Annotated in this window: 24 protein-coding genes, 2 tRNA genes and 1 pseudogene; 23 read left to right on the forward strand and 4 right to left on the reverse strand. The window is 68.1% G+C overall.

Translation table 11 applies throughout. The features are described from left to right. Positions 1-14: 14 nt before the first annotated feature. The 19 genes and pseudogenes from gnd to I1A62_RS27320 form a co-directional block, all read left to right on the forward strand. A pseudogene (gnd, locus tag I1A62_RS27230) lies at positions 15-941 on the forward strand (phosphogluconate dehydrogenase (NAD(+)-dependent, decarboxylating)); the annotation flags it as partial. Next, positions 942-2,174, forward strand: coding sequence for a DNA replication/repair protein RecF (gene recF, locus I1A62_RS27235; RefSeq protein WP_219455401.1), 1,233 nt, complete (start codon positions 942-944; stop codon positions 2,172-2,174). Then, positions 2,164-2,727 carry a DUF721 family protein gene (locus I1A62_RS27240; RefSeq protein WP_124392354.1) on the forward strand — a complete coding sequence of 188 codons (564 nt, stop codon included), beginning with the start codon at positions 2,164-2,166 and terminating at the stop codon, positions 2,725-2,727. The genes recF and I1A62_RS27240 overlap by 11 nt, the downstream gene beginning before the upstream one ends. Positions 2,728-2,852: 125 nt before the next feature. Next, on the forward strand, positions 2,853-3,761 hold the full coding sequence (locus I1A62_RS27245) for a metal-dependent hydrolase (protein WP_124392353.1): 909 nt from the start codon (positions 2,853-2,855) through the stop codon (positions 3,759-3,761). Further along, the gene (locus tag I1A62_RS27250; protein ID WP_124392352.1) at positions 3,758-4,876 is read left to right on the forward strand and encodes a PDR/VanB family oxidoreductase; all 1,119 of its coding nucleotides are present in this window, start codon (positions 3,758-3,760) and stop codon (positions 4,874-4,876) included. Before I1A62_RS27245 ends, I1A62_RS27250 begins: the two co-directional genes overlap by 4 nt. Before the next feature lie 41 nt (positions 4,877-4,917). Then, complete coding sequence (locus I1A62_RS27255) at positions 4,918-5,856, forward strand: alpha/beta fold hydrolase (RefSeq protein ID WP_219455402.1); 939 nt, start codon at positions 4,918-4,920, stop codon at positions 5,854-5,856. Positions 5,857-6,053: 197 nt separating this feature from the next. Next, positions 6,054-8,096, forward strand: coding sequence for a DNA topoisomerase (ATP-hydrolyzing) subunit B (gene gyrB, locus I1A62_RS27260; protein WP_124392350.1), 2,043 nt, complete (start codon positions 6,054-6,056; stop codon positions 8,094-8,096). Between the two features lie 425 nt (positions 8,097-8,521). Then, a complete protein-coding gene (locus tag I1A62_RS27265) occupies positions 8,522-11,350 on the forward strand; it encodes a sensor histidine kinase (protein WP_124392349.1) in 2,829 nt (942 codons plus the stop codon). Next, positions 11,347-11,763, forward strand: coding sequence for a roadblock/LC7 domain-containing protein (locus tag I1A62_RS27270; protein ID WP_005249096.1), 417 nt, complete (start codon positions 11,347-11,349; stop codon positions 11,761-11,763). The genes I1A62_RS27265 and I1A62_RS27270 overlap by 4 nt, the downstream gene beginning before the upstream one ends. Positions 11,764-11,770: 7 nt before the next feature. Continuing rightward, positions 11,771-12,145 carry a DUF742 domain-containing protein gene (locus I1A62_RS27275; RefSeq protein ID WP_124392348.1) on the forward strand — a complete coding sequence of 125 codons (375 nt, stop codon included), beginning with the start codon at positions 11,771-11,773 and terminating at the stop codon, positions 12,143-12,145. 13 nt (positions 12,146-12,158) lie between these two features. Beyond that, positions 12,159-12,710: an ATP/GTP-binding protein gene (locus I1A62_RS27280; protein ID WP_087555308.1), complete on the forward strand. Its 552-nt coding sequence runs from the start codon at positions 12,159-12,161 to the stop codon at positions 12,708-12,710. Positions 12,711-12,721: 11 nt separating this feature from the next. Continuing rightward, positions 12,722-13,564 (forward strand): MHYT domain-containing protein, encoded by an 843-nt coding sequence (locus I1A62_RS27285; protein WP_219455404.1) that lies wholly within the window; start codon positions 12,722-12,724, stop codon positions 13,562-13,564. A gap of 151 nt (positions 13,565-13,715) precedes the next feature. Further along, positions 13,716-16,238, forward strand: a complete 2,523-nt coding sequence (gyrA, locus tag I1A62_RS27290; RefSeq protein WP_124392346.1) for a DNA gyrase subunit A — start codon at positions 13,716-13,718, stop codon at positions 16,236-16,238. Further along, on the forward strand, positions 16,238-17,638 hold the full coding sequence (locus I1A62_RS27295; protein ID WP_225858119.1) for a DUF3566 domain-containing protein: 1,401 nt from the start codon (positions 16,238-16,240) through the stop codon (positions 17,636-17,638). The genes gyrA and I1A62_RS27295 overlap by 1 nt, the downstream gene beginning before the upstream one ends. A 131-nt stretch (positions 17,639-17,769) precedes the next feature. After that, positions 17,770-17,843, forward strand: a tRNA-Ile gene (locus I1A62_RS27300). A 120-nt stretch (positions 17,844-17,963) separates the two neighbouring features. Beyond that, positions 17,964-18,036: transfer RNA gene (locus tag I1A62_RS27305), tRNA-Ala, on the forward strand. Positions 18,037-18,130: 94 nt separating this feature from the next. After that, on the forward strand, positions 18,131-18,964 hold the full coding sequence (locus I1A62_RS27310; RefSeq protein ID WP_219455406.1) for a siderophore-interacting protein: 834 nt from the start codon (positions 18,131-18,133) through the stop codon (positions 18,962-18,964). A gap of 19 nt (positions 18,965-18,983) precedes the next feature. Then, a complete protein-coding gene (locus I1A62_RS27315; protein WP_124392344.1) occupies positions 18,984-19,574 on the forward strand; it encodes a chorismate mutase in 591 nt (196 codons plus the stop codon). Positions 19,575-19,624: 50 nt separating this feature from the next. Continuing rightward, the gene (locus I1A62_RS27320) at positions 19,625-20,596 is read left to right on the forward strand and encodes a helix-turn-helix domain-containing protein (protein WP_124392343.1); all 972 of its coding nucleotides are present in this window, start codon (positions 19,625-19,627) and stop codon (positions 20,594-20,596) included. Here I1A62_RS27320 and I1A62_RS27325 read toward each other — a convergent pair. After that, the gene (locus I1A62_RS27325) at positions 20,586-21,050 is read right to left on the reverse strand and encodes a hypothetical protein (RefSeq protein WP_124392342.1); all 465 of its coding nucleotides are present in this window, start codon (positions 21,048-21,050) and stop codon (positions 20,586-20,588) included. The two genes, I1A62_RS27320 and I1A62_RS27325, sit on opposite strands and share 11 nt — an antisense overlap. Positions 21,051-21,189: 139 nt before the next feature. Beyond that, complete coding sequence (locus I1A62_RS27330; RefSeq protein WP_219455407.1) at positions 21,190-21,729, reverse strand: hypothetical protein; 540 nt, start codon at positions 21,727-21,729, stop codon at positions 21,190-21,192. A gap of 100 nt (positions 21,730-21,829) precedes the next feature. On the opposite strand from I1A62_RS27330, the gene I1A62_RS27335 reads away from it, so the two are divergent. Then, complete coding sequence (locus I1A62_RS27335) at positions 21,830-22,357, forward strand: peptidylprolyl isomerase (protein ID WP_087554953.1); 528 nt, start codon at positions 21,830-21,832, stop codon at positions 22,355-22,357. A gap of 13 nt (positions 22,358-22,370) precedes the next feature. After that, positions 22,371-23,288, forward strand: a complete 918-nt coding sequence (locus tag I1A62_RS27340) for a rhomboid family intramembrane serine protease (RefSeq protein ID WP_124392340.1) — start codon at positions 22,371-22,373, stop codon at positions 23,286-23,288. On the opposite strand, the gene I1A62_RS27345 is transcribed toward I1A62_RS27340, so the two are convergent. Then, positions 23,282-23,740, reverse strand: coding sequence for a PH domain-containing protein (locus I1A62_RS27345; protein WP_219455409.1), 459 nt, complete (start codon positions 23,738-23,740; stop codon positions 23,282-23,284). The genes I1A62_RS27340 and I1A62_RS27345 overlap by 7 nt on opposite strands. Positions 23,741-23,807: 67 nt before the next feature. Continuing rightward, entirely contained in the window at positions 23,808-24,071 is a 264-nt protein-coding gene (crgA, locus tag I1A62_RS27350) for a cell division protein CrgA (RefSeq protein ID WP_005249082.1), read from the reverse strand. Positions 24,072-24,190: 119 nt separating this feature from the next. On the opposite strand from crgA, the gene I1A62_RS27355 reads away from it, so the two are divergent. Both I1A62_RS27355 and I1A62_RS27360 read left to right on the forward strand, forming a co-directional pair. Next, positions 24,191-24,892: a DUF881 domain-containing protein gene (locus tag I1A62_RS27355; RefSeq protein WP_206008067.1), complete on the forward strand. Its 702-nt coding sequence runs from the start codon at positions 24,191-24,193 to the stop codon at positions 24,890-24,892. A 65-nt stretch (positions 24,893-24,957) separates the two neighbouring features. Then, positions 24,958-25,611, forward strand: coding sequence for an aminodeoxychorismate/anthranilate synthase component II (locus I1A62_RS27360; RefSeq protein WP_087554957.1), 654 nt, complete (start codon positions 24,958-24,960; stop codon positions 25,609-25,611). The last annotated feature ends 19 nt before the right edge of the window (positions 25,612-25,630 follow it).

The following is a 25,630-nucleotide window of genomic DNA, read 5'->3' on the forward strand; positions in this document are numbered from 1 at the left end:
AGAAATCTCACGAGTGGACGGAGATCACGATGCAGATCGGGTTGGTCGGGCTCGGAAAAATGGGATTCAACATGCGCGAGCGGTTGCGCGCGCACGGGCACGAGGTGGTCGGCTACGACCCCCGCCCCGAGGTCACGGATGTGGCGTCGCTGGCGGAACTCGCGCAGCGACTCGAGTCTCCGCGCGTGGTGTGGGTGATGGTTCCGGCGGGGAAGATCACCCAGGACACGGTGACCGGACTGACGTCGGTGCTCGAGAGCGGCGACCTGGTGATCGACGGCGGCAACTCGAGATACACCGACGACAAGATTCACGGTGAGCTGCTCGGTTCCCACGGCATCGGCTACCTCGACTGCGGTGTGTCCGGCGGGGTCTGGGGACTCGAGAACGGCTACGGGTTGATGGTCGGCGGGTCGGCCGCGGACGTCGAGCGGGCGCTGCCGATCTTCGACGCACTGCGCCCCGAGGGTGAGCGTGCGGACGGATTCGTCCATGCGGGCCCGGTCGGCGCAGGCCACTACGCGAAGATGATCCACAACGGCATCGAGTACGGACTGATGCAGGCGTACGCGGAGGGCTACGAACTGCTCGAGGCCGAAGACCTCGTCACCGACGTCCACGGTGTGCTGCGCGCGTGGACCAACGGCACCGTCGTCCGATCGTGGCTGCTGGAACTGCTCGTCAAGGCGCTGGGTGAGGATCCCGATTTCGCCGAGATCTCCGGTTACACAGACGATTCCGGTGAGGGCCGCTGGACCGTGCTGGAGGCGATCGACCACGCCGTGCCCGCGCCGGTGATCTCGGCCGCACTGTTCGCGCGGTTCGCGTCCCGTCAGGACGATTCCCCCGCGATGAAGGCCGTCTCGGCGCTGCGCAACCAGTTCGGTGGTCACGCAGTGAAGAAGGCGGCAGGCGAGGCAGAAGCCGGTTCTGGAACGTAGGTGTTCGTTCGCGCACTCTCGCTCAGAGACTTCCGTTCCTGGGACGCCCTCGGTCTGAACCTGCGTCCGGGCTGCACCGTCTTCGTCGGACCCAACGGGCAGGGCAAGACGAATGTGCTCGAGGCGCTCGGTTACCTGTCGACGCTCTCGTCGCATCGGGTCAGCTCGGACGCCCCGCTGATCCGGACGGGTACGGCTCAGGCGTTCGCGGGGGCCACCGTCGTCAACACCGGACGGGAACTGACCGTCGATCTCGAGTTGAACGACGGCAAGTCCAACCGGGCCCGGATCAACCAGTCGCCCACCCGGCGGCCGCGGGAGATTCTCGGGATTCTGCAGACGGTGCTGTTCGCGCCGGAGGATCTGTCGCTGGTCCGCGGGGATCCGGGGGATCGACGCCGCTACCTCGACGAACTCCTCACGTCCCGGATCCCCCGGATGGCGGCGGTCCGTGCCGATTACGACCGGGTGCTGCGGCAGCGGTCGGCCTTGCTCAAGACCGCGGGCGGAGCGTTGCGACGGTCTTCGCGGGGCAGCGGTCAGCCGAGCGAGGACGGCGTGAGTGCTCTTGCCACACTGGAGGTCTGGGACGGACATCTCGCCGCACACGGCGCCGAGCTGCTCGCCGGGCGATTGGATCTCGTCCACGATCTGGCGCCGCACCTGGCCGAGTCGTACCAGTCGCTGGCGCCCGAGTCGAGGCCCGCGAGCATCCGCTACCGATCCAGTCTGGGGTCCTCGCTACCGCCGGAGTTCACCGAGCCGGCGCGAGCGCCCGAGTCCAGCGACATCGCGTTCCTCGAGGAGCGGTTCCTCCAGGAGCTGTCAGTGATGCGCTCGAAGGAGATCGAGCGGGGTGTGTGCCTCGTCGGACCGCATCGTGACGATCTCGAACTACAACTCGGCGACACCCCGGCCAAGGGATTCGCGAGTCACGGCGAGTCGTGGTCGTTCGCGCTGTCGCTGCGGCTCGCGGGATTCGCCCTGCTGCGCTCGGACGGCAGCGATCCGGTCCTCATGCTCGACGACGTGTTCGCCGAACTCGACCGCAAGCGTCGCAGTGCCCTAGCCAAGGTGGCGTTGGACGCCGAACAGGTGCTGATCACGGCCGCGGTGGCGGAAGATGTACCGGAAGAACTCGACGCCGTCCGATTCGGCGTGGAGGCCCGCGACACCGATCGAGGACGAATTTCACACATCCTGGAAGAGACGGAGGACCGCCGTGACGGATGATGCCGAACCCACCGCGCCCGCGGCGGCCCCCGAACCGGAGGTGAAGGGAATCGATCTCGCCCGGCGTGCCCTCGAGGAGGCGCGGGCCGCGGCGAAGGCGAGTGGAAAATCCGTCGGGCAGGGCCGCCGGTCCGGAACCGGTGTGCGTGCCCTGCGCGCCCGGCGCCGGCGAGGCTGGTCCGGTCCGGGGCCCGACGACCGCGATCCTCAGCCGTTCGGTGCGCTCACCAGCGCGCTCGCGAAACAACGCGGCTGGTCGCCCAAGGTATCCGAGGGAACCGTCCTCGGGCGGTGGGTGCAGGTGGTCGGCGAGGACATCGCCGCGCACGCCGAGCCGACCGGGCTGCGGGACGGGATTCTGAGTGTCTCCGCGGAGTCGACGGCCTGGGCGACCCAGCTCCGGATGATGCAGTCGCAGATTCTCGCGAAGATCGCCGCGGCCGTCGGTGACGGCGTCGTGAAGTCACTGCGGATCACCGGTCCGACCGCGCCGAGCTGGCGAAAAGGCGAACGGCACATCCGGGGGCGCGGCCCCCGCGATACCTACGGATAGGCCGGAGCGGGCGTTCGGTCCCTAGTTTTGTCTATTACCCGATGTTACAGTTACTCCAAGTCATCGAGTGAACTGTGCCACAAGCCTTCGTCGTGGCGCAGCCGCCGGCACGAAGGAGTAGTGAGATGTCCGCCCCGACTGCACCCCGGAACGCGATCCCCGAACCGGACCACATCCTCCTGCAGGCCAGGAATGTGGAGTTCGACTGGTCGAACCTCCCGATGCACTGGATCCCGGGCGATCCGTTCACCACGCACGTCCTCAACGTTCTGCACCTTCTCCTGCCCGCGGGCGAGGAGTGGTTCGTCGAGACGTTCAAAGAGGCACTGCCGCTGATCGAGGACGAACAGCTCCGCGACGACGTCGTCGGGTTCATCGGCCAGGAGGCGATGCATGCCAATGCGCACACCGGCGTGCTGGTGCACCTCGAGGAGAAGGGTCTCGATCCGACACCCTTCACCGAGCAGATGGAATGGACGTTCTCCAAGATCCTCGGACCGCGACCGCTGACCGGTCTGCGTGAGAAGAACTACCTGATCGAGCGACTGGCGGTCATCGCCGCCATCGAGCACATCACCGCGTTTCTCGGCGACTGGGTGCTCAACGCCGAGGGCCTCGACCGCGCGGGGCTGCATCCGACGATGCTCGACCTGCTGCGCTGGCACGGCGCCGAGGAGGTCGAGCACCGGTCGGTGGCGTACGACGTCATGCGGTACTTCGACAAGCGGGAGTCACGGCGGATCCGCACCCAGCTGATCGTGACCCCGGTCATCGTGTGGCTGTGGGTGCGCGGAACCCGATTCCTCATGCGGAACGATCCGGAGCTCGCGCAGTGGTCGGCGCACCGCCGCAAGCCGCACCTGACCGATTTCTTCGCGGCGGGCAAGCGCGGCACCCTCCCCACGGCCCGGGAACTCGGCAAGCGGATGTCGACGTATTTCACGCGTGCGTACCACCCGAGCAACGAGGGTTCGACGGCGCAGGCCGTGCAATATCTGGCGTCCTCGCCGGCGGCACAGGCGGCCGAGCGATGAGGCTGTCCCAGGTTCGGGAGGTGCTCACCGGGCAGGGGCTGCCCCGCTACGACGCGCCACCGGACATCAAGGGCCGCCCGCGTCCCGACCGCGCCATGCGCCTCACCGAGGCGGTGGCCGCCAAGTATCTCCGCGTTCTCACCGCGTACGAGTACGACCCCGGCGTCGCCGGGCACAACTCCGACGTGGCGATGAAAATGGTTGTCTCCCAGCGGGACGTCGTCGCGTTGGACGACAACGTGGTGCAGTTGCGGTTCGAGGCCGAGGGCGGCGCGGAACTTCCTGCGTGGCAGCCGGGTTCGCACCTCGACTTCCACCTGCCGTCCGGGCTGCGACGCCAGTACTCGCTGTGCGGCGACCCGTCCGATCGCACGGGCTACAGCATTGCCGTCCGCCGGATCCATGACGGCGGCGGTGGATCCCTCGAGATGCACGCCCTCGAGCCGGGGGCGTCGGTGACGGTTCGCGGTCCGCGCAACGGATTTCCGTTCGTGGGCGAGGGGAGTGCCCTCTTCGTCGCCGGTGGTATCGGCATCACGCCGATCCTGGCGATGGTGCGCGCCGCGCGCGATCTCGGGATGGACTGGCAGTTCGTGTACTCGGGCCGGTCGCGGGAGTCGATGCCGTTTCTCGACGAGATCGAAACATTCGATCGGTCACGGGTTTTCATCCGTCCCGACGACGAGTTCGGACTTCCCACCGCCGAGGAGTTGCTGGAGCGTGCCGCGGCCGGCGGCGCCGTGTACTGCTGCGGGCCGACGCCGATGCTCGAGTCGGTGCGCCGCGCCTTTCCCGGAAGCCCGGCCACCGCCTTGCATTTCGAGCGGTTCGGGGCGCCGCCGGTGCTCGACGGAAGCGAATTCGAGGTGCAGCTCGTCAGTACCGGTGAGGTGCTCACCGTGCCCGCCGACGAATCCGCGCTCACGGTGATCAAGAAGACGATGCCCGGAGTCGGGTATTCGTGCCAGCAGGGATTCTGTGGGACGTGCAGGGTCAAGGTGCTGTCCGGCACCCCGGACCACCGGGAGACCCGGCTCACCGACGCCGAGCAGGAGAACGAGATGCTGATCTGCGTGTCCCGCGCCGACAGTGGCCGCCTCGTCCTCGACCTGTAACCCGCAGATTCCCGCATCCGAACGACGACCAGAGGACACCCATGACTTCATCCACGTCCGGTACAGCACGGCGGATCACCAACGGTTCCGTCGACCTCGCCGTGTTCGAGGACGGCAATCCCGCCGGCGAGACGATGGTGCTCGTCCACGGCTGGCCCGACACCCACGAACTGTGGAGCCGGGTGGTGCCGTTCCTGACGGAACGGTTCCGGGTGGTCAGTTACGACAGCCGCGGCGCCGGTGAGAGCACCGTGCCCACCCGGGTCGAGGACTACCGGCTGCCGGCCCTGGCGAGCGACCTGTTCGCGGTGATCGACGCCGTGAGCCCGGGCAGGCCGGTGCACGTGCTCGCGCACGATTGGGGATCGGTCGAGGCGTGGGAGGCGGTCTGCGAACCGGGCGCCCGCACACGGATCGCGTCGTTCACGTCCGTCTCCGGGCCGAACCTCGACCACCTCGGCAAGTGGATGCGCCGCCGCATCTCGGACCGCCGGTTCGGTGGGCCGCTCGCGCAGGCCGTCGCGTCCGGCTACACCGTCCTGTTCCAGATTCCGGGCCTGGCGACGCTGCCGCTGCGGCTGTGGTTCTCCCGGCACTGGCCGGCGTTCCTGAAGTTCTTCGACCGTCTCGACCCCGCTCTGGTCCGTCCGGCGCCGACGCTGGCGGACGACATGGTCAACGGTCTCAAGCTGTACCGGGCGAACATCCGGACCGGCCTGTTCAAGCCACGTGAGCGGTACACCGACGTTCCCGTCCAGCTGATCCTGAACGAGAACGACAAGGCGGTGCGGCCCGTCGGGTACGAGGACACCGAGAAGTGGGCACCCGACCTGCGTCGTCGAGGGGTCGACGCCGGTCACTGGTCGCCGATCTCCCACGCCGAGGACATCGCGCAACTCGCCGCGGAGTTCGTGCTGGACGTCGAGGACCGGCAGTGGGGAAATGCCACGGGCGGTCCGTCCGAGAGCGCGTCGGCCTAGGTTTTCACTCCCGAAGCGCCCTGAAAATTCGCCTACGGGGCGCTCAGGGGTGTCATAGCCCGCTCCTGGGCCAGACGTACCAGTAAGATGGCCGAGGTAACTAGCGGCAAGATTCCCGATTCTCGTCTCCCGCGTGCCCGACCAGGGCGGTGGGCGCCTGCGTCGGGCATTGGACGGAGAAGGAGAGCTACCCACCCGTGGCTGCCCAGAAGTCAGACAAAAGCACCTCCAGCAAGGACTACGGCGCTTCTTCCATCACCGTCCTCGAGGGACTCGAAGCCGTCCGTAAGCGACCGGGTATGTACATCGGTTCCACCGGTGAACGCGGTCTCCACCACCTGATCTGGGAAGTCGTCGACAACTCCGTCGACGAGGCCATGGCCGGCTATGCCAGCAAGGTCGAGATCACCCTTCTCGAAGACGGTGGCGTCCAGGTCGTCGACGACGGCCGAGGCATCCCCGTCGGGATGCACGCCTCCGGTGTCCCCACCGTCGAGGTCGTCCTCACCCAGCTGCACGCCGGCGGCAAGTTCGACTCCGACTCCTACGCGGTGTCCGGCGGTCTGCACGGTGTCGGTATCTCCGTCGTCAACGCGCTGTCCACCCGCCTCGACGTCGACATCAAGCGTGACGGCTTCCGCTGGAACCAGACGTACACCGACTCCAAGCCGGGTGAACTCGTCAAGGGCGAGGCCACCAAGGAGACGGGCACCACGGTCACGTTCTGGGCCGACCCGAATATCTTCGAGACCACGGTCTACAGCTTCGAGACGGTCGCGCGCCGCCTCCAGGAGATGGCCTTCCTCAACAAGGGCCTGACGATTACCCTCACCGACGAACGCGTCAGCGACGCCGAGGTCACCGAAGAGGTCGTCAGCCAGGTTGCGGACGCACCCAAGACCGCCGAGGACGAGTCCGCCGAAGCCGGCGCGCCCGCCGTCCACAAGGTCAAGACCCGCGTCTACCACTACCCGGGCGGACTCGAGGACTACGTGCGGCACATCAACCGCACGAAGCAGCCGATCCACAACTCCGTCGTCGGGTTCACCGCGAAGGGCACCGGCCACGAACTCGAGATCGCGATGCAGTGGAACTCGGGCTACTCGGAGTCGGTCCACACGTTCGCGAACACCATCAACACCCACGAGGGCGGCACCCACGAAGAGGGGTTCCGGTCGGCTCTGACGGCGACGGTCAACAAGTACGCGCTCGACAAGAAGCTCCTCAAGGAGAAGGACCCGAAACTCACCGGTGACGACATCCGTGAGGGCCTCGCCGCGATCATCTCCGTCAAGGTAGGTGAACCGCAGTTCGAGGGTCAGACGAAGACGAAGCTCGGCAACACCGAGGTCCGGTCGTTCGTGCAGAAGGCGAGCAACGAGCACCTGTCGCACTGGTTCGAGGCGAACCCGGCCGACGCGAAGACCATCGTGAACAAGGCGGTGTCGTCGGCGCAGGCCCGCGTCGCCGCCCGCAAGGCCCGCGAACTGGTCCGCCGCAAGAGCGCGACCGACCTCGGCGGCCTGCCGGGCAAGCTCGCCGACTGCCGGTCCAACGATCCGAGCAAGTCCGAGATCTACATCGTGGAGGGCGACTCCGCAGGCGGCTCGGCCAAGTCCGGCCGTGACTCGATGTACCAGGCGATCCTGCCGCTGCGAGGCAAGATCATCAACGTCGAGAAGGCGCGCATCGACCGGGTGCTGAAGAACACCGAAGTCCAGTCGATCATCACCGCGTTCGGCACCGGCATCCACGACGAGTTCGACATCGCGAAGCTGCGGTACCACAAGATCGTGCTGATGGCCGACGCCGACGTGGACGGCCAGCACATCGCAACGCTACTGCTCACGCTGCTGTTCCGCTTCATGCGGCCGCTCGTCGAGCACGGCCACGTGTACCTGGCGCAGCCCCCGCTGTACAAGCTCAAGTGGCAGCGCGCCGACCCGGAGTTCGCGTACTCCGACCGCGAGCGCGACGCCCTGGTCAAGGCCGGCCTCGAGTCGGGCAAGAAGATCAACAAGGACGACGGCATCCAGCGCTACAAAGGTCTCGGCGAGATGAACGCCAAGGAACTGTGGGAGACCACGATGGATCCGGCGGTGCGCGTCCTGCGTCTCGTGACGCTCGACGACGCGGCCGCAGCCGACGAGTTGTTCAGCGTCCTCATGGGTGAGGACGTCGAGGCCCGGCGAAGCTTCATCACCCGTAACGCCAAGGACGTCCGCTTCCTCGACGTCTAGGTATCCGGCACAAGAGAATACGGATCTGGTGCAGCCACCGGTGGTCGGAAGACCCCGGTGGCTGCATCTGTCTGGGCCGGTTGCGGGTCCGGGCGGCGCGGAAATCCGTCCTCGACTGTGAACGGCGATTCTGTGTAGCCTGGTCGGCTGATCCACCCCGTGACGGCAATGTCTGGGATCAGTGGTGCGCATGTTACTTGGAAGTAAGGATCGGGGAATTTCTGTGGTAAGAACGTTCCCCATGGGGATGTGATGAACTCGTTACATTCGGAAATCGGTGCGTCGGGCAGCGCTGCGCACAGCGCAACTGATCGATCACTTTCCTCTGTCGACGCGTGTCGTCCGATCCGGTACGGCTGCCCTCTCGCGGGCGGGGTCACGAGCACAGAGCGACAAGCTATGAGTGGTTGGAAAGGAAGCGTGGGATGAGCGACGATTCGCCGCCCCGGGCAAAGTTCTGGGATATCGAGGGCTGGGGTCTGCGGTGGAAGGTCACTGCGGTTCTCGCAGTTCCCGTCACCGTCGCCATGGTGCTCGGCGGGCTCCGCGTGCAGGGCGAGCTGAGCAACGCCGTCCACTTCACCGAGGCCGCCGACCAGATCGTCGTCGTCCCGGACATCGTGGCCCTCGAGGCCTCGATGGGTACCGTGACCAGTGGTTACGCCTCGGGCACGCTCACCAAGGACGACCGGGCGGCCGCGGAATCCCTGATGAACGACGTGTCCGAACAGGCCCGGAACCCCGAACTGGATCCCGCTGTCGCGAGTTCCATCAACCAGACCGTCTCCGACGGCCGGGCCCTCCTGAATCTGATGGATTCCCCGGGTGTCGCCACCGATCTGCTCGCGGAACGCCAGCGCGCGTTCGCCGCGGACTTCATCCGGGAAGTCGACGACATCGTCCGTCCCATCGAGGACAGCGAGGTCGTCGACAAGGGCTACCAGCTGACCAACGCCTGGCAGGCGCAGCGTCGCCTGTTCGAACAGGCCATGGGCCTCGTCATCGTGAAGGACGCGTACGCCGGTCCCGACGGACGGGAGAAGGCCCGCACGGGCAACATTCCCACCTCGGCCGTCGTCGCGGCCGCCGGCGCCGAATCGAGCCTCCTCGACGTCCTCGACCGGTACTACCCGAAGGGCGACGAGCGCCTCCAGACGCTGCGGAACAACATCAACGACCGCAACGCGCTCATCGACACTGGCCTGGCCGACGCGGCGCGCGGCGGGGTGCTGCCCATCCTGCAGCTGCGTTCCTCCCTCATCGCGAGCCGCGACGTCTACCAGGAGCTGACCAGCGAGGCGGCGAAGGACATCGCGTCCACCGTGCAGATCCGCGCGGCCGAGACCCGGTCCGCCGCGCTGCGTGACACGGCGATCGTCCTCGGAACGCTGCTCGCCGCGCTCGTCCTCGCGCTCCTCGTGTCGCGATCGCTGATCGGCCCGATCCGCCGACTGCGCTACGGCGCCCTGAAGGCCGCCCGCCGCGACCTTCCGGACGCGATCGAGCAGATCAAGGCCAGCGACGATCCGAGGGCACTGTCGTTCGAGCCGGTGGCCGTGCACTCCTCCGAGGAGATCGGCCAGCTCGCCCGCGCCGTGGACGACATCCACGGACAGGCACTCAAGCTCGCCGGTGAGCAGGCCCAACTGCGCCTGCAGATCAACGACATGTTCGAAACGCTCGCCCGCCGAAGCAAGTCGCTCGTCGACCAGCAGCTCGGCCTGATCGAGAACCTCGAGTTCGAGGAGAAGGATCCGAAGCGGCTCGAGAGCCTGTTCCGCCTCGACCACCTGGCCGCGCGTATGCGCCGGAACGGTGAGAACCTGCTGATTCTGGCCGGCACCCGCGTGCGTCGGTCGCAGGCGGCGCCGATCCCGCTCGGCGACGTGCTGCGTGCCGCGATCTCCGAGGTCGAGGACTACCAGCGCGTCCAGATGGGTGCGACCCCCGAAGGCGCACTCAGCGGCACCGTCGTCACCGACGTCGTGCACCTGCTCGCCGAACTCGTCGACAACTCGCTGCGCGCCTCGCCGCCAGACACGTCGGTGACGTTCAGCTTCGCTCGCGCCGTGGACGGCGGAGTGCTGCTCGAGATCGCGGACCGCGGCATCGGTATCCCCGCCGACGACATGCGTGCCGTCAACGAACGCCTGGCGTCGGGTGGCGAGGTCGGTCCCGAGACCGCCCGTCACATGGGCCTGTTCGTCGTCAGCCGGCTCGCGAAGCGACACGGTCTGACCGTGCGCCTGCGGTCGACGTTCGACACCGCCCGCAACCCGGGTGTGACCGTCAGCATCCACATCCCGAATGCGCTGATCGTGTCGCAGGCCGCGCGGCAGGACACCGGATCGCAGCGGAAGATTCCCGCGGCACCGGTCCGGACCGCCATCCCGGCGCCCGCGGCCCCCGCACCGCGCAAGGACGGCCCGCAGCTGCCGGCGACCCGCAACGGACTGCCGACCCGCACCCCGTCCACGCCTCCGCCTGCGCCGAGCCCGGCTTCTGCGGGTGCCGTGGCGACGGCGTCGGGCACGAGCCTGCCCCGGCGGCAGCCCGGTGCCAGTGGCATCGCGGCCGGCGCGGGATCGTCGGTCGCTGCCCCGGCCGCGCAGTCCCGGGACACCGTCAACGTCCGCGGATCCGGAGCGATGCCGAAGCTGCCCGTGCGGCGGCCGCAGGCGGCGACCTCGGCGGCCGCGGCCCCGGAGACGCCAACCCCGGAATCGCAGCCGCAGCACGCGCCGCACGCGCCACGCAGCGAGAACCGTATCGAGGTGCCCCCGTCGTCGAACGGCGACGATCAGAGCCCCGTCCGGCACCGCTACCGCACCAACTCGGCGAAGACCGCGTCGTTCTTCCAGTCGCGGATCGACCCGCCCCCGGCCGAGGCGGCCCCGCGGCCCGGCGGCGGCACCCCGATCTTCTCCGACATGGTGTCCGACTGGCTGACCGATCCGACCGGCACCGAGGGCGCACCCGGCGTCTGGCACTCCGCCGGCGACGCCGGATGGTCCGCCGCGGAACGGATCAGCGAGACCCCCGTCGAGGTCGACCCGGAGATCGGACTGCCGAAGCGGCGTCCCGGCGACCGGCTGGTTCCCGGCACGGTCGAGGGCGCGCACAATACGGGGACCCTGCGCCGGGTGCGCGACCCTGAGACAATTCGCGCCAATCTCAGTCGTCACCAGCAGGGCGTCCGAAACGGCAGGGCCACGAGGCTCGCGGAACGTAACAGCATTGAAGGAGACCGATGAACACCGCTCATGGATCCGACGTCACGCGACCTCTCGACTGGTTGGTGTCGAACTTCGCCAGTGACGTGCCCGGTGTCTCGCATGCCGTGCTGGTGTCCGCGGACGGTCTTCTGATGGCGGCCAGCGCCCACCTCCCCATCGACCGGGCCGAGCAGCTGGCCGCGGTCACGTCGGGGCTCGCGAGCCTGTCGGCCGGTGTGTCCCGGCTGTTCGAAGGCGGCGGCGTGCTGCAGTCGGTGGTCGAGATGCAGCACGGGTACCTGCTGCTCATGAGCGTCGGCGACGGTTCGCACCTCGCGACGCTGACGGACGCCGAGTGCGACATCGGCCAGGTCGGCTACGAGATGGCGATCCTGGTCGACCGCGTCGGCGCATCGGTGCAGGCCACGGCCCGCACCCCGCAGGGTCTCTGACCAGCCCATGCCTATGAACGACCACCACTCGGAGCAGCCGGGCCCGAACATCGTGCGCCCGTACTCGCTGACGTCGGGCCGGACCCGGCCCGCGGTCGAGCTCGCGCTCGAAGCGTTGATTCAGGCACTGCCGCAGTCGGTGGACCGGCAGTGGGAACTCGACGACGTCAACGCGGCCATCGTCGCGTTGTGTCAGCAGTCGCCTTCGGTCGCCGAGATCGCCGCCCGGGTGGGTGTGCCCCTCGGAGTGGCACGCGTCCTGGTCGCCGACCTGGTCGAGGCCGGTCATCTTCAGATCCTGGCCACCCTGAAGGAAGACTCGACCGACTTTGAACGTCGTGAACTCATCGAAAGGGTCCTCAGTGGACTTCGCGAAATCTGATCCCCGCAATCGGGTGACCTCGACCAAGATCGTGATCGCCGGCGGGTTCGGCGTCGGCAAGACCACGCTGGTGGGGGCTGTCTCCGAGATCGTCCCGCTGCGCACCGAGGCGCTCGTGACCAACGCCAGCGACGGCGTCGACAACCTGGCTGCGACGCCGCAGAAGGCCACGACCACCGTCGCCATGGACTTCGGTCGCATCAGCCTGGCCGACGACCTGGTGCTGTATCTGTTCGGCACGCCCGGTCAGCACCGGTTCTGGTTCATGTGGGACGACCTGATCCGCGGTGCGATCGGGGCGATCGTCCTGATCGACACGCGCCGGCTGGACGAGAGTTTCGCGGCGGTCGACTTCTTCGAGGCCCGGCAGCTGCCGTTCCTCGTCGCGATCAACGAGTTCGACGACGCCCCGCGTTACCCCATCGAGGACATTCGGGCTGCCCTCGCGATCTCCGAGGACGTGCCGATCATCCCGATCGACGCGCGTGACCGGGAATCGGCGAAACGCGCCCTGGTCGCGATCACCGAATACGCACTGACCAAGCTCCACACGGCCGCGTACTGAGGATTCGAAACATGTCGGACGAGTTGCAGCACTTCTCCATGGGCACCTGGATCGTCGCCCTCGCGGCGGTCACGTCGTTCATCGGCGTCTTCGTCGGTATCGCCAGCGCCCGCAAGGCGATGACCGCGCCGAACCCGAGGCAGCGGTACCTGTGGCTGGCGTGGGGTGCGCTGTCCATCGGCGGTTTCGGCGCCTGGCTGCCGCACTACATCGCGATGGTCGGGTTCGAGGTCTACGGCAGCGTGGTGCGCTACGACGTCGTGTGGATCGCGATCTCGTTCGTGGTGCCCGTCGCGGCCGCCGCGGTGGCTTTGCTGATCATCAGCCCGCCGCCGACGAAACATCGGCGGCCGAGCACGTCGGTGGAGATCAGTCGCCTCGCAGGCGGTGCGGTGCTCCTCGGCATCGGATTCACCGGAATGGACCTCGCGATCGTCGCCTCCCTCGAAATCCAGGGTGCGGTGAACTCCGACATCGTGCTGACCACGGCTTCCGCCGCGATCGGCTTCGTCGTCGGCGCCGGAATCATGTGGTCCGTCTCGGCCCTCGAGTCGCGCACGCTGCGACTCGTGGCGTCGGTGGTCGTGGCGGTCGGACTGGTGGCCATGCACTACACCGGCGTGTTCGGGCTGAGTGCCGCCGTCGACCAATCCGTGGCGCGCCCGGACGGTCTCGAGGTGTTCTCGATCCTGTTCCCCGTCTTCGTGCTGGGCATGCTGGTGGTCACGATCCCGATCACCGCCCTGTTGATGGCGCCCGACCGTGTCGCCGCCGAGCTCGAACTCGAGGCCGACATGCTCGCCGCCGAATCCCTCGCCGCCGAAACGCAGGGCAGGGAGCTCGAACTCCAGTAGTTGAGGCGGCTCCTGCGGCAACGATTCCCGGGCGCACCCGAGTCCTTCACCCTCATAGCTGACCTGCACCTATAGACTCGGGTGGTTGCGCGACGTCGTGCTGGACCGCGAGTCCGCGAGGAGACGTCAAGCCGAGTAGAAGAAGGAGCTCATGACCGACACAACGTTGCCGCCGGAGGGACCGGGGCACGACCGCATCGAGCCCGTCGACATTCAGCAGGAGATGCAGAGCAGCTACATCGATTACGCGATGAGCGTGATCGTGGGTCGTGCACTGCCCGACGTGCGGGACGGCCTCAAGCCGGTGCACCGCCGCGTTCTGTACGCGATGTACGACAACGGTTACCGGCCCGATCGCGGTTATGTGAAGTCTGCGCGACCGGTCGCCGAGACGATGGGTAACTACCACCCCCACGGCGACTCCTCGATCTACGACACGCTCGTCCGCATGGCCCAGCCGTGGTCGCTGCGGTACCCGCTCGTCGACGGACAGGGCAACTTCGGTTCCCGCGGCAACGACGGCGCCGCCGCGATGCGGTACACCGAGTGCCGGCTGACTCCGCTGGCCATGGAAATGCTCCGGGAGATCGACCACGAGACGGTCGACTTCACCCCGAACTACGACGGTCGTACACAGGAACCGTCAGTTCTCCCCAGCCGTATCCCCAACCTGTTGATCAATGGTTCCGGCGGCATCGCCGTCGGTATGGCCACCAACATCCCGCCGCACAACCTGCGCGAGGTCGCCGAGGCCATCTACTGGGCCCTGGAGAACTGGGAAGCCGACGAGGAGTCCACGCTCACCGCGGTCATGGAACGCGTGAAGGGCCCCGACTTCCCGACGCACGGCCTGATCGTCGGCGGCCAGGGCATCCACGACGCTTACACCACCGGCCGCGGCTCGGTCCGCATGCGCGGTGTGGTGGAGATCGAGGAGGACGCCAAGGGGCGCACCACGATCGTCATCACCGAACTGCCGTACCAGGTGAACCCGGACAACCTGATCACGTCGATCGCCGAGCAGGTGCGCGACGCGAAGATCGCAGGCATCTCCGACATCCACGACGAGTCCTCGGACCGTGCGGGTATGCGCATCGTCGTCACCGTCAAGCGTGACGCGGTCGCGAAGGTCGTGCTCAACAACCTGTACAAGCACACCCAGCTGCAGACCAGCTTCGGCTGCAACATGCTGTCCATCGTCGACGGCGTGCCGCGCACCCTGCGCCTCGACCAGATGATCCGGCTGTACGTCGCCCACCAGGTCGAGGTCATCCGCAGGCGCACCGAGTACCTGCTCCGCAAGGCCGAGGAACGCGCTCACATCCTGCGCGGACTGGTGAAGGCCCTCGACGCCCTCGACGAGGTCATCGCGCTGATCCGTGCGTCGCAGACCGTGGACATCGCGCGGGCAGGCCTGATCGAGCTGCTCACCGTCGACGAGATCCAGGCCGACGCGATCCTCGCGATGCAGCTGCGTCGCCTCGCCGCCCTCGAGCGTCAGAAGATCATCGACGAACTCGCCGAGATCGAGCGGGAGATCGCGGACCTCAAGGACATCCTCGAGAAGCCCGAGCGTCAGCGCCGCATCGTCCGGGACGAGCTGAAGGAGATCGTCGACAAGCACGGCGACGACCGCCGCACCCGCATCATCGCGGCCGACGGCGACGTGGCCGACGAGGATCTGATCGCCCGCGAGGACGTCGTCGTCACGATCACCGAGACCGGCTACGCCAAGCGCACCAAGACCGACCTGTACCGCTCGCAGAAACGCGGCGGCAAGGGCGTGCAGGGCGCCGGGCTGAAGCAGGACGACATCGTCTCGCACTTCTTCGTCAGCTCCACCCACGACTGGCTGCTGTTCTTCACCACGAAGGGCCGCGTGTACCGGGCCAAGGCGTACGAGCTGCCGGAGGCGAGCCGCACGGCCCGCGGACAGCACGTGGCCAACCTGCTCGCGTTCCAGCCCGACGAGCGCATCCAGAGCGTCATCCAGATCAAGACGTACGAGGACGCGCCCTACCTGGTTCTCGCCACCCGCAACGGTCTGGTCAAGAAGTCCAAGCTGACCGACTTCGACTCGAACCGCAGCGGCGGCATCGTCGCGATCAACCTGCGCGGCGAGGACGAACTGGTCGGCGCGGTCCTCTGCTCCTCCGACGACGACCTGCTGCTCGTCTCCGCGCAGGGACAGTCGATCCGCTTCTCCGCCACCGACGAGGCACTGCGCCCGATGGGACGCGCCACGTCCGGCGTCCAGGGAATGCGGTTCAACGGCGACGACGAACTGCTGTCGCTCAACGTGGTGCGGGAGGGGACCTACCTGCTGGTGGCGACGTCGGGCGGCTACTCGAAGCGCACCGGCATGGAGGACTACCCGGTCCAGGGACGCGGCGGAAAGGGTGTACTCACGATTCAATACGACAAGAAACGTGGCACCCTGGTCGGAGCGCTCATCGTGAACGACGACGACGAGCTCTACGCGATCACGTCGGGCGGTGGCGTCATCCGCACCGCCGCCAAGCAGGTCCGCAAGGCGGGTCGGCAGACCAAGGGTGTTCGTTTGATGAACCTCGGGGAAGGCGACACCCTGCTCGCGATCGCGCGCAATGCCGACGAACCCGACGAGACCGACGACAACGCCGAGAGCAGCGGCAAAGGAGCTAAGGAGTCCTAGTGAGCACTCCCAACCAGCCAGGCAGTGACCGGCAGAACCCGGGTTCCGCCAATCAGGCGCGATCCGAGCAGCAGGCCTCCCGCGCGCCCGAGAACGGGTCGGCGCGACCGAACCCGCAGCAGGGTTCCGCGCCGCAGGGGCCGCAGGCGTCCGCCGGTCGTGGTCCCGCTCAGGCGGGGCCGGCTGCCCGGCCGGGCGGTGCTCCCGACGCGAGACCGGATCGGCAGGCTCCGGCCGATCCGGCCCGGTCTCCGTCGACGCCCCAGCATCAGGGTCCGCGCACGCAGACCCCGCAGGGCCGGTCCGTGCCGCCGCAGCAGGGTCAGGCTCCGAACCAGCAGGCTCCCGGGCATCAGGCCCCGCCGCAGCAGGCTCCCGGCAACCGGGCGCCTGCGGGGGGTGCGCCCACCGAGTCGATTCGGGGAAATCAGGCGCCGCCGTGGCAGCGGGGAATGCAGCGTGAGCCGCAGACCAACCTGAAGCGGCCCCTGCAGGGCGGGGCGGGAGCCAAGCAGGCCTCGCGCCCGGAGGGGCAGAACCCGGCCGCCAGTGCGGGAACAGCGGCTGCGGGTGCCGCGGCAGCGAAGGCTGCGGGCGGTTCGCAGACCACCTCGCCGCAGAAGTCGCAGCCCGAGGGTGCGCCCCAGGCGCAGCGACCGCAGGGCGGACAGAACCCGGGTGCCCCCACACAGGCGGTGCCCACGCAGGCCGTGTCCACGCAGAAGTCGCCTGCAGCGAACTCGTCGGCGCCGGCCAACGGTCAGCCCGCACAGAAGCAAGAGACCAATCGCACAGCCTCCCCGACGGCCGCCACCGCGGCGGTCGGTGCGGTGTCCGGTGCAGCCGCGGCCGGGGCCGTGACCCAGCGGGAGTCCGCGAAGGCGAAGGCGTCCGCGATCGACGGACCCACCCGGCACATCAACCGGGACGTGCTCCCCAAGGACATGCCGGACCTGTCCGAGGCCAAGCACCCCCTGCCGGGGGCGGCGGCCACCGGTCAGCAGCCGAAGATCGCCGTGGCCCCGCAACGGGTCGAGGAGGGTGAGGCTCTCCGCGCGACGGTGCAGGTCCGCAAGATCGACCCGTGGTCGACGCTGAAGATCTCGTCCGTCATCTCGGTGTCGCTGTTCTTCGTGTGGATGGTGGCCGTCGGGCTGCTGTACGTCGTCCTGGACGGGATGGGCGTGTGGGACCGGCTGAACAACGCGTTCACCGATATCGTCGCCGAGTCGAGCTCTGACGGGCTCGTGACGGCCGGGCAGGTCTTCGGATACGCCGCCGTCATCGGCCTCGCCAACATGGTGCTGTTCACCGCACTGGCGACGATCGGCGCGTTCATCTACAACCTGTGTTCGGACCTCGTCGGGGGCGTCGAAGTGACGCTCGCGGACCGGGACTGAACGCGAAAATCGACAGGGACTGAGCTGGGAAAAGAGCGTCTCGCCGGACCGGTTTTGGTAGTTGCCGGTCCGGTGGGGTAATCTTCCGACTCGGTTCAGGGAACTGTGCGAGATGAGTTTCCGGACTTCAGGGGCCTATAGCTCAGGCGGTTAGAGCGCTTCGCTGATAACGAAGAGGTCGGAGGTTCAAGTCCTCCTAGGCCCACTCCTGGTGCCGGTGAAAGGTCAGTCGCATGAAGGTCCTCCTGTTCGTGGGAGCCGGAGTGCTGGTGGCAATCGGACTGACCAAGTTGCTCCGCGGCAACGAGGTGTGGCACGAGGTAACGGGGCCTTAGCTCAGTTGGTAGAGCGCTGCCTTTGCAAGGCAGATGTCAGGAGTTCGAATCTCCTAGGCTCCACAGGAAAATAGAAGTAACAGTGTGCCCCGGATTCGGAAGAGTCCGGGGCACACTGCTGTGCGGGCCCGGAACTGGTGAGGTTACCCTTACTTTCATGACCGCACTCGATCCCGGAGCCCGTGACCGTCTCGACCCGCGTAGCCGCGTGGCGTCCCACCACCGGACGGGAGAGGGAGCCGCGCGCATCGGTTACCCGATCGGAGTCCGCACGGTCACGGTCCGCGCGCGCGAGTACGTCACACCCCGCATGGTGCGCCTGACGATCGGGGGTCCCGGACTCGACGGTTTCCACACCTATCAGGCCGACGACCACGTCAAGATCGTGTTCCCCGACGCGGACGGCACCCGCCGCATCCCGGTGGTGAACGACGCCATGATGCTCGACTGGCCGCGACCGCTCCCGACCAGCCGGAAGTACACCGTTCGGCGCTACGACGCCGACGCCCGTGAACTCGACCTGGACTTCGTGCTGCACGAGGGCGGGCTGGCGTCGTCCTGGGCGACGTCGGTCGAGATCGGCGACGACGTGACCATCGCCGGACCGCCCGGTGCCAAGGCGTTCGCCCACAACTTCGACCATTACGTCTTCGCGGTCGACGCCACCGCGCTTCCCGCGGTCGCACGGTGGCTCGACGAATCGCCGGCCGACGTGTCGGCGCACGTCGTGATCGAGACCGACGACGCCGTCGAGCACGGCTACCCGCTGGCCGCGCGCGCCAACGTGGACGTGACGTGGCTCGTTCGCGACGGCGGCGAGTCCGTCCTGGCGTCGACGGTGCAGGCGCTCGCGCTGCCCGACCGCCGCACCTTCCTGTTCGCGGCCGGCGAGGCGAACGACATCAAGCCGCTGCGCGCGTGGAGCAAGGACCGGATGGAGTCGCTGTTCACGGGCTACTGGAAACGCGGAGTCGCCGGTCTGGACGACTGACCGGCCCTACACTCGCACCATGACGACGGTCCGGCCCGCACTCGCCCGCCGAGCGGTCGTCGCCGCGGCGATGCTCGGAATGCTGACGGCGGCCGGTACCGCGCCCGCGAGTGCGCAGACCCGCCCGCTGCAACCGATCGCCCTGGCGGTGTCGCTGCGCCTCGCCACGGCGGACACGGTGGCGTCCGCCAAGTGGGGCACGCCGTCGCCGATCGACGATCCCGCGCGCGAGGCGCAGGTCCTCGGCGCGGTCGCCACCCAGGCCGCCGACGAGGGCCTCAGCGCGGCGCGGGTGCAGCAGATCTTCCGGGATCAGATCGAGGCCAACAAGGCGGTGCAACGCGCGCTGTTCTCCTGGTGGAGTGTCGCGCCCGGTGCGGCGCCCACGGTCAGGCCCGACCTGACGCAGGTTCGCCCGGTCATCGACCGCCAGAACACGGACATCCTCCTGCAGTTGCGTGAACAGGAGGACGTGCTCGCGGGTCCGGGTTGCGTGCCCGCTCTCGTCGACGCCGCGGTCGCGGTGGCGTCCGAACAGCACCTCGACGCACTGCATCAGGCGACGCTGGCCCGCGCGCTCGTGTCGATCTGCGGCGCCGTCCGCGAATGACTGGCCGTTTCGACATGGTCCGGCAAGATTTCGCCAACTAGACTCGGGGCATGATCTCCAAGGTCGCGACACTCCTCCTCGACCGGGTGTCGATGTTCGAGTTCGGTGTGGTGTGCGAGGTGTTCGGAATCGACCGCATCGAATACGGCGTGCCGGCATTCGATTTCCGGATCTGCGGAATCCGCCCCGGCGAACCACTCACATCGGTCACCCCGGGACTGACGCTCTCCGCGGGATACGGGCTGGACGCGCTGCGCGACGCGGACCTCGTCGTGGTCCCGCCGCCGGGGGCGCAGTCCGGCTTCCCGGAGGAGGCGCTCGACGCCGTGCGGGCGGCCGCGGAGGCCGGTGCCACGGTGCTCAGCCTGTGCTCCGGTGCGTTCCTGCTCGGCGAGGCGGGACTGCTCGACGGGCGCAAGTGCACCACCCACTGGGGGTACGTCCAGGAACTCGCCGACCGGTTCCCGACCGCGGTGGTCGATCCCGACGTCCTGTTCGTCGACGAGGGCAACCTCGTCACCAGTGCCGGAACCGCGGCCGGCATCGACGCGTGCCTGCACGTGGTCCGCCGGGAACTCGGTTCCGCGGTGGCCAACACGATCGCCCGCCGGATGGTCGTGCCGCCGCAACGCGACGGCGGGCAGCGGCAGTTCATCGAGCAGCCGGTGGTCGCGTGTACGTCGGACAGCCTGAGCGTGACGATGGCGTGGATGAGCGAAAACCTCGACTTGCCGCACACGGTCGACGAGCTCGCGGCGCGCTCGTCGATGTCGACGCGGACGTTCGCGCGCAAGTTCGCGGCCGAGACGGGCACCACTCCGGTGAAGTGGCTGACGACGCAGCGGGTCCTCTACGCCCGGCAGCTACTCGAGGGCACCGACCTCGGTCTCGAGGCGATCTCGAGGCGCACCGGATTCGGATCCGGTGCGCTACTCCGCCACCACTTCAACCGGGTGGTCGGCGTCGCGCCCGGCGACTACCGGCGCCGGTTCGGCTGCCACACGGCCGAACTCACGCAATGAATGTTCCGATGGCCGGGTTCGCCTGGCAGATCGGGCTGCTGCCGAAGTTGATCGACCCGAACGCCGTGGCCACCACGTTGCCGACGCCGGTGTTCACAGTCGCGGACAGGAATGGGTAGACGCCGCCGAGGTTCACGATCCCCGAGCGTCCGCTGTCGGTGTTGACCCAGGCGACGGTGACCTGCGCGGCTGCCGGGATCGGTGGCGCGGCGGGGTGTGACTCGAAGCGGATGTCGCCGTCGGCGATCGGCGGGACCGCCTCCGGCCCGGACTGCCCGGTGAGCGCCGTCAACGACATCAGACTGCCCTGATTCGGGCATCCGATGGTGAGGGCCGGTCCGCCGAAGGGATGGGGTGGGTCGGCGCCGGCGGGCCCGGCCGTCAGGAGGGCCGCGGTGGCGGCGAGCGGAAACGCGACAACGGCGATGCGGTGGGCGATACGTGTGGCGGTCATGTCTGCTCCTCGGAACGGATCCTCGCGCTGGTGCGCATCTGCCAGCGGGATACCCGTGGTACAAGCCGTGAAACGAAGACAGGACCGTACGCCCGGCGACACCGCGCGCGTGCGCGCCGCGCCGGCCGGGAGTGACGGATCAGTTGGCGGCGAGGGGCTTCGTCGCCGTCGGCGGCGTGGCGTCCTGCACGTCTGCGCTGTCGAGGTCGCGCAGGTTCGGGGGAGCGGACGCCACCCGCGGCTGCTCCCGGCGGCGGCTCTTGAAGAACACCGCGCCCCCGGCGACAGCGGCACCGATCAGCACGACGATCGCGATGCGACGGCCCTTCCGCGACTTCTTCTCCTCGACCGGCGCGACAGCCGAGGTCAGGGGACGAATGACGTCCTCAGCGACCTCTTTCACCGGTACGGTCCGGGCGCGTTCGTAGCCCTTCTTCGCCAGCGACGCCCCCTGCTTGCCGAGGAACACACTGACCTGTCCGGCGCCGCGGGCCGCGGCGAGCGCAGCCGAACGCGCGCAGCGCAGGGCCTGATCGACAGCCTCGGATTCCTTGACCCGAACAGCCGAATCCTCGACGTGGGCCAGCGCGGTCTCGACTCGTTCGGACACCTGCTCCTGCAGGTGCTCGGCGCGTTCGGTCGGAAGCAGATTCGTGAGGGACTCCGTCGCTCGTGTCATGACCCCACTTTGTCACAAGAACCGGCAGCACGAACCGATCCCAAGTACTCGAGTCACGGCGGCGGAACCACGCGGAACCGCACAATGGCAACATGGTGGTGTGACTTCACCTCATCAGACCGCAACCGCAACGCTGCACACCAACCGCGGCGACATCAAGATCGCGCTGTTCGGCAACCACGCGCCCAAGACCGTCGAGAACTTCGTCGGCCTGGCCGACGGTTCGAAGGACTACAGCACCGCCAACGCTGGTGGCACCAACTCCGGACCGTTCTACGACGGCGCCGTCTTCCACCGCGTCATCGACGGATTCATGATCCAGGGCGGCGACCCCACCGGCACCGGCGCCGGCGGCCCGGGATACAAGTTCGGCGACGAGTTCCACCCGGAACTGCAGTTCGACCGCGCCTACATCCTGGCCATGGCCAACGCCGGCCCGGGAACCAACGGTTCGCAGTTCTTCATCACCACCGGCCCGACGCCGCACCTCAACCGTCGCCACACCATCTTCGGTGAGGTCGTCGACGAGGAGTCGAAGAAGGTCGTCGACGCCATCTCGACCACGGCCACCGATCGCGCGGACCGTCCGCTCGAGCCGGTCGTGATCAACAGCGTCACCATCGCGTAGGGATCCGCAGCACATGACCAACCCCGGCTGGGGCGGTGCCGCGAACGAGGGCACTCCGCCCCAGCCGCGGTGCGTCCGCCACCCCGATCGCCCCACTGCACTGTCGTGCAATCGGTGCGGTCGTCCCGCGTGCCCCGAATGCCTGCGCGAGGCCGCAGTCGGCTACCAGTGCGTCGACTGTGTCGCCGCCGGGCAGCGTGACGTCCGTGCGGTCCGCAACGTCGCGGGCGCCGTGACGACGCAGCGTGCGGTGCCGCTGGTGACGTACATCCTGATGGCCGCGAACGTCGGCATCTTCCTGATCACCGCGGCGCAGTCCCGCAGCATCATGCAGAACCAGGCGGGATCGACGCTCTTCGCGGACTGGGCGCTGTTCCCACCCGCTGTCGTGGACGGTCAACTCGTCCGCGTGATCGGCAGCGGATTCCTCCACTTCGGTCTCATCCACCTGGCCGTCAACATGTTCGCGCTGTGGATCATCGGCCGCGACACCGAACTGGTCCTCGGCCGCGCCCGCTACGCGTTCGTGTACTTCGCGTCGATCCTCGGCGGTTCCGCCGCGGTGATGCTGTTCCAGCTGCACGCGGTCACCGCCGGCGCGTCGGGCGCCGTCTTCGGACTGATGGGAGCGCAGGCCGTCATCCTCCTGAGGTTGCGGCGCAGCCCGGCGCCGGTGATCTCGGTGATCGCCATCAACGTGATCATCAGCATCACCATCCCCGGCATCTCACTGTGGGGGCATCTCGGCGGCCTGGTCGCCGGAGCCGCGGCCACCGCGGCCATCCTCTACGGGCCCCAGCTGCTGGGCGCCGGGAACAACCGGGAAAAGGCCGTCACCGTCGGCTGGATCTGCCTCGGCGTCGTGGTGCTGGTGCCGCTGGCCGTCATCGCGGCCCGCACCCTGCAGCTGCGTGCGAGCTTCGGCTACTGACCCCGGCCCACCAGACGGTGCACCGTGAGGGCATCGAACACGTCCTCCGGAGTGGTGCCGAGATCCCAGCGGCCGAAGATCAGGAGGCGTTCGGTGCCGTCCTCGGTGCGGACGTCGATCTCGAGCATCGGCACCCGGCGGCCCAGCCGCGGGTACCGGACCAGCCGCGCCCGGTCGATCTGTGAGCGGGAGTACTCGTGGCGGCCCGTCAGCCGGTGCACCACGATCCCGCCGCCTTCTTTGTCGACGGCCAGGCGCGGGCGCTGCCGGAGTGCGGACGCGGCGGTCAGCAGCAGCCCGAGGGCGGCGACACACACGAGGACACGGCCCGCAGGCTCGATCGACACGGAAAGTCCCGCGGCCCCCAACGCGAGCCCGCCCACGGCGAGAGCGATCACCGCACCGAGCGGCGTCGACCACTCCAGCGGTGCCTCGTCAGCAGACATCGGCACTCGACCTGCGGCTATCCACAGGGGTTGTCCACATTGGGGATGAATGACATGCGTGTAATTGTGATGGTCAACGCCAGCGCATCGTCATGATCAGCCCGACCACCATGAAGCCGAACCCGATGAGGAAGTTGTAGGCACCGAGGTTGTTCATCCACTCGAGCTGGTCGGCGGCCAGGTAGTAGACGAGCAGCCACACCAGGCCGACCAGCATGAACCCGAGCATCACCGAGACGTACAGGGTGCTCGAGGGGCCGGCCTTCACCTTCACCGGGGTGCGGCTCGCAGGGTTGATCGTGTAATCGGTCTTCTTTCGGACCTTCGACTTCGGCATGACGTCCTCGTTCGTGCGGCTCTACGGGAATGTGGGCAGGTAGATTCGGAAATACCTGCGTGTGTACACGCTAACGTAGCCGCGATTCGCGCGGCGAGGACGAGGGGACGGAAACACCGGTGACCAGGTCGATCTTCTGGCGGATCGCGGTGCTGGTGGTGTGTCTCGTGGCCGGTCTGCTGGTGGCCACCACCCGCCAGGTGTCGCACGGCAACGAGATTCGTGCCGGTGATTCCACCCGGTTGTCCGACCTCGTGCGGAACGCGCAGTCCGAGACCGACCAGGTGGCCGAGGCCCGCGACGATCTGGCGGCCCAGGTGGAGTCGCTGCAGCAGGACGCGGCGGCGTCCGACAGCGGTGTCGCGCAGGCCCTCGCCGACAGCAAGGCACTCGCCACGGACGCCGGGCTCACACCGATGACCGGTCCGGGCGTCACCGTCACCCTCACCGACGCCCCCCGTGACGCGGACGGCAAGTACCCCGTCGACGCGTCACCGGACGATCTCGTCGTCCACCAGCAGGACGTCCAGAGTGTGCTGAACGCGCTGTGGGTGGGCGGCGCCGAGGCCGTCGGCATGCAGGACCAGCGGATCGTCAACACGTCCGCGCCGCGCTGCATCGGCAACACCCTGCTGCTGCACGGCCGCACGTACAGCCCGCCCTATGTGATGTCGGCGATCGGGGATCCGGCGCGACTGGAGGCGGCACTCGCCAACGAACCCGGAATCCGGGTGTTCAAGCAGTACGCGACGCGGTTCGGCCTCGGCTATTCGGAGGCCGCGTCCGGCCAACTGTCCGTGCCCGGGTACGCGGGCCACTGATCCGAACCGACGCTGAACCGTCCCCGGCCGTGCGAGGGTCGGGGCGGGCAGAATACCCTGCTCCCATGAGGATTCTCGTCGTCGACAACTACGACAGCTTCGTGTTCAACCTGGTCCAGTACCTCGGACAGCTGGGAACCCGGGCCGTGGTCTGGCGCAACGACGATCCGAACCTCACCGGGCCCGATGCGATCGCGGCTGCGGCGGCCGAGTTCGACGGCATCCTCCTCAGCCCCGGCCCCGGCACACCGCAGCGCGCAGGGGCGACGATGGACCTGGTCACGGCTTGCGCCGCGGCGGGCACGCCGCTCCTCGGCGTATGCCTCGGACACCAGGCGATCGGCGCCGCATTCGGCGCGACCGTCGACCGGGCCCCCGAACTCCTGCACGGCAAGACCAGCGTCGTCCACCACACCGGCAAGGGCGTTCTCGCGGGTCTGCCCGACCCGTTCACCGCCACGCGCTACCACTCGCTGACCGTCCTGGAAGACACCATCCCGGACGAACTCGAGGTCACCGCGCACACCGACAGCGGCATCGTCATGGCGATGCGGCACCGCGAACTGCCGATCCACGGCGTCCAGTTCCATCCGGAGTCCGTACTCACCGAGGGCGGGCACCGCATGCTCGCCAACTGGCTCACCGTCTGCGGCGACGCCCCCAAGGAATCCCTCGTCGCCACCCTCGAAGCCGAGGTCGCGCAGGCATTAGGGGCGTAACCCCCGTGAGTGGTTGACG

Origin of the sequence: Rhodococcus sp. USK10 (assembly GCF_019378875.1) — a bacterium.
Taxonomy (GTDB): Bacteria; Actinomycetota; Actinomycetes; order Mycobacteriales; family Mycobacteriaceae; genus Rhodococcus_F; species Rhodococcus_F pseudokoreensis.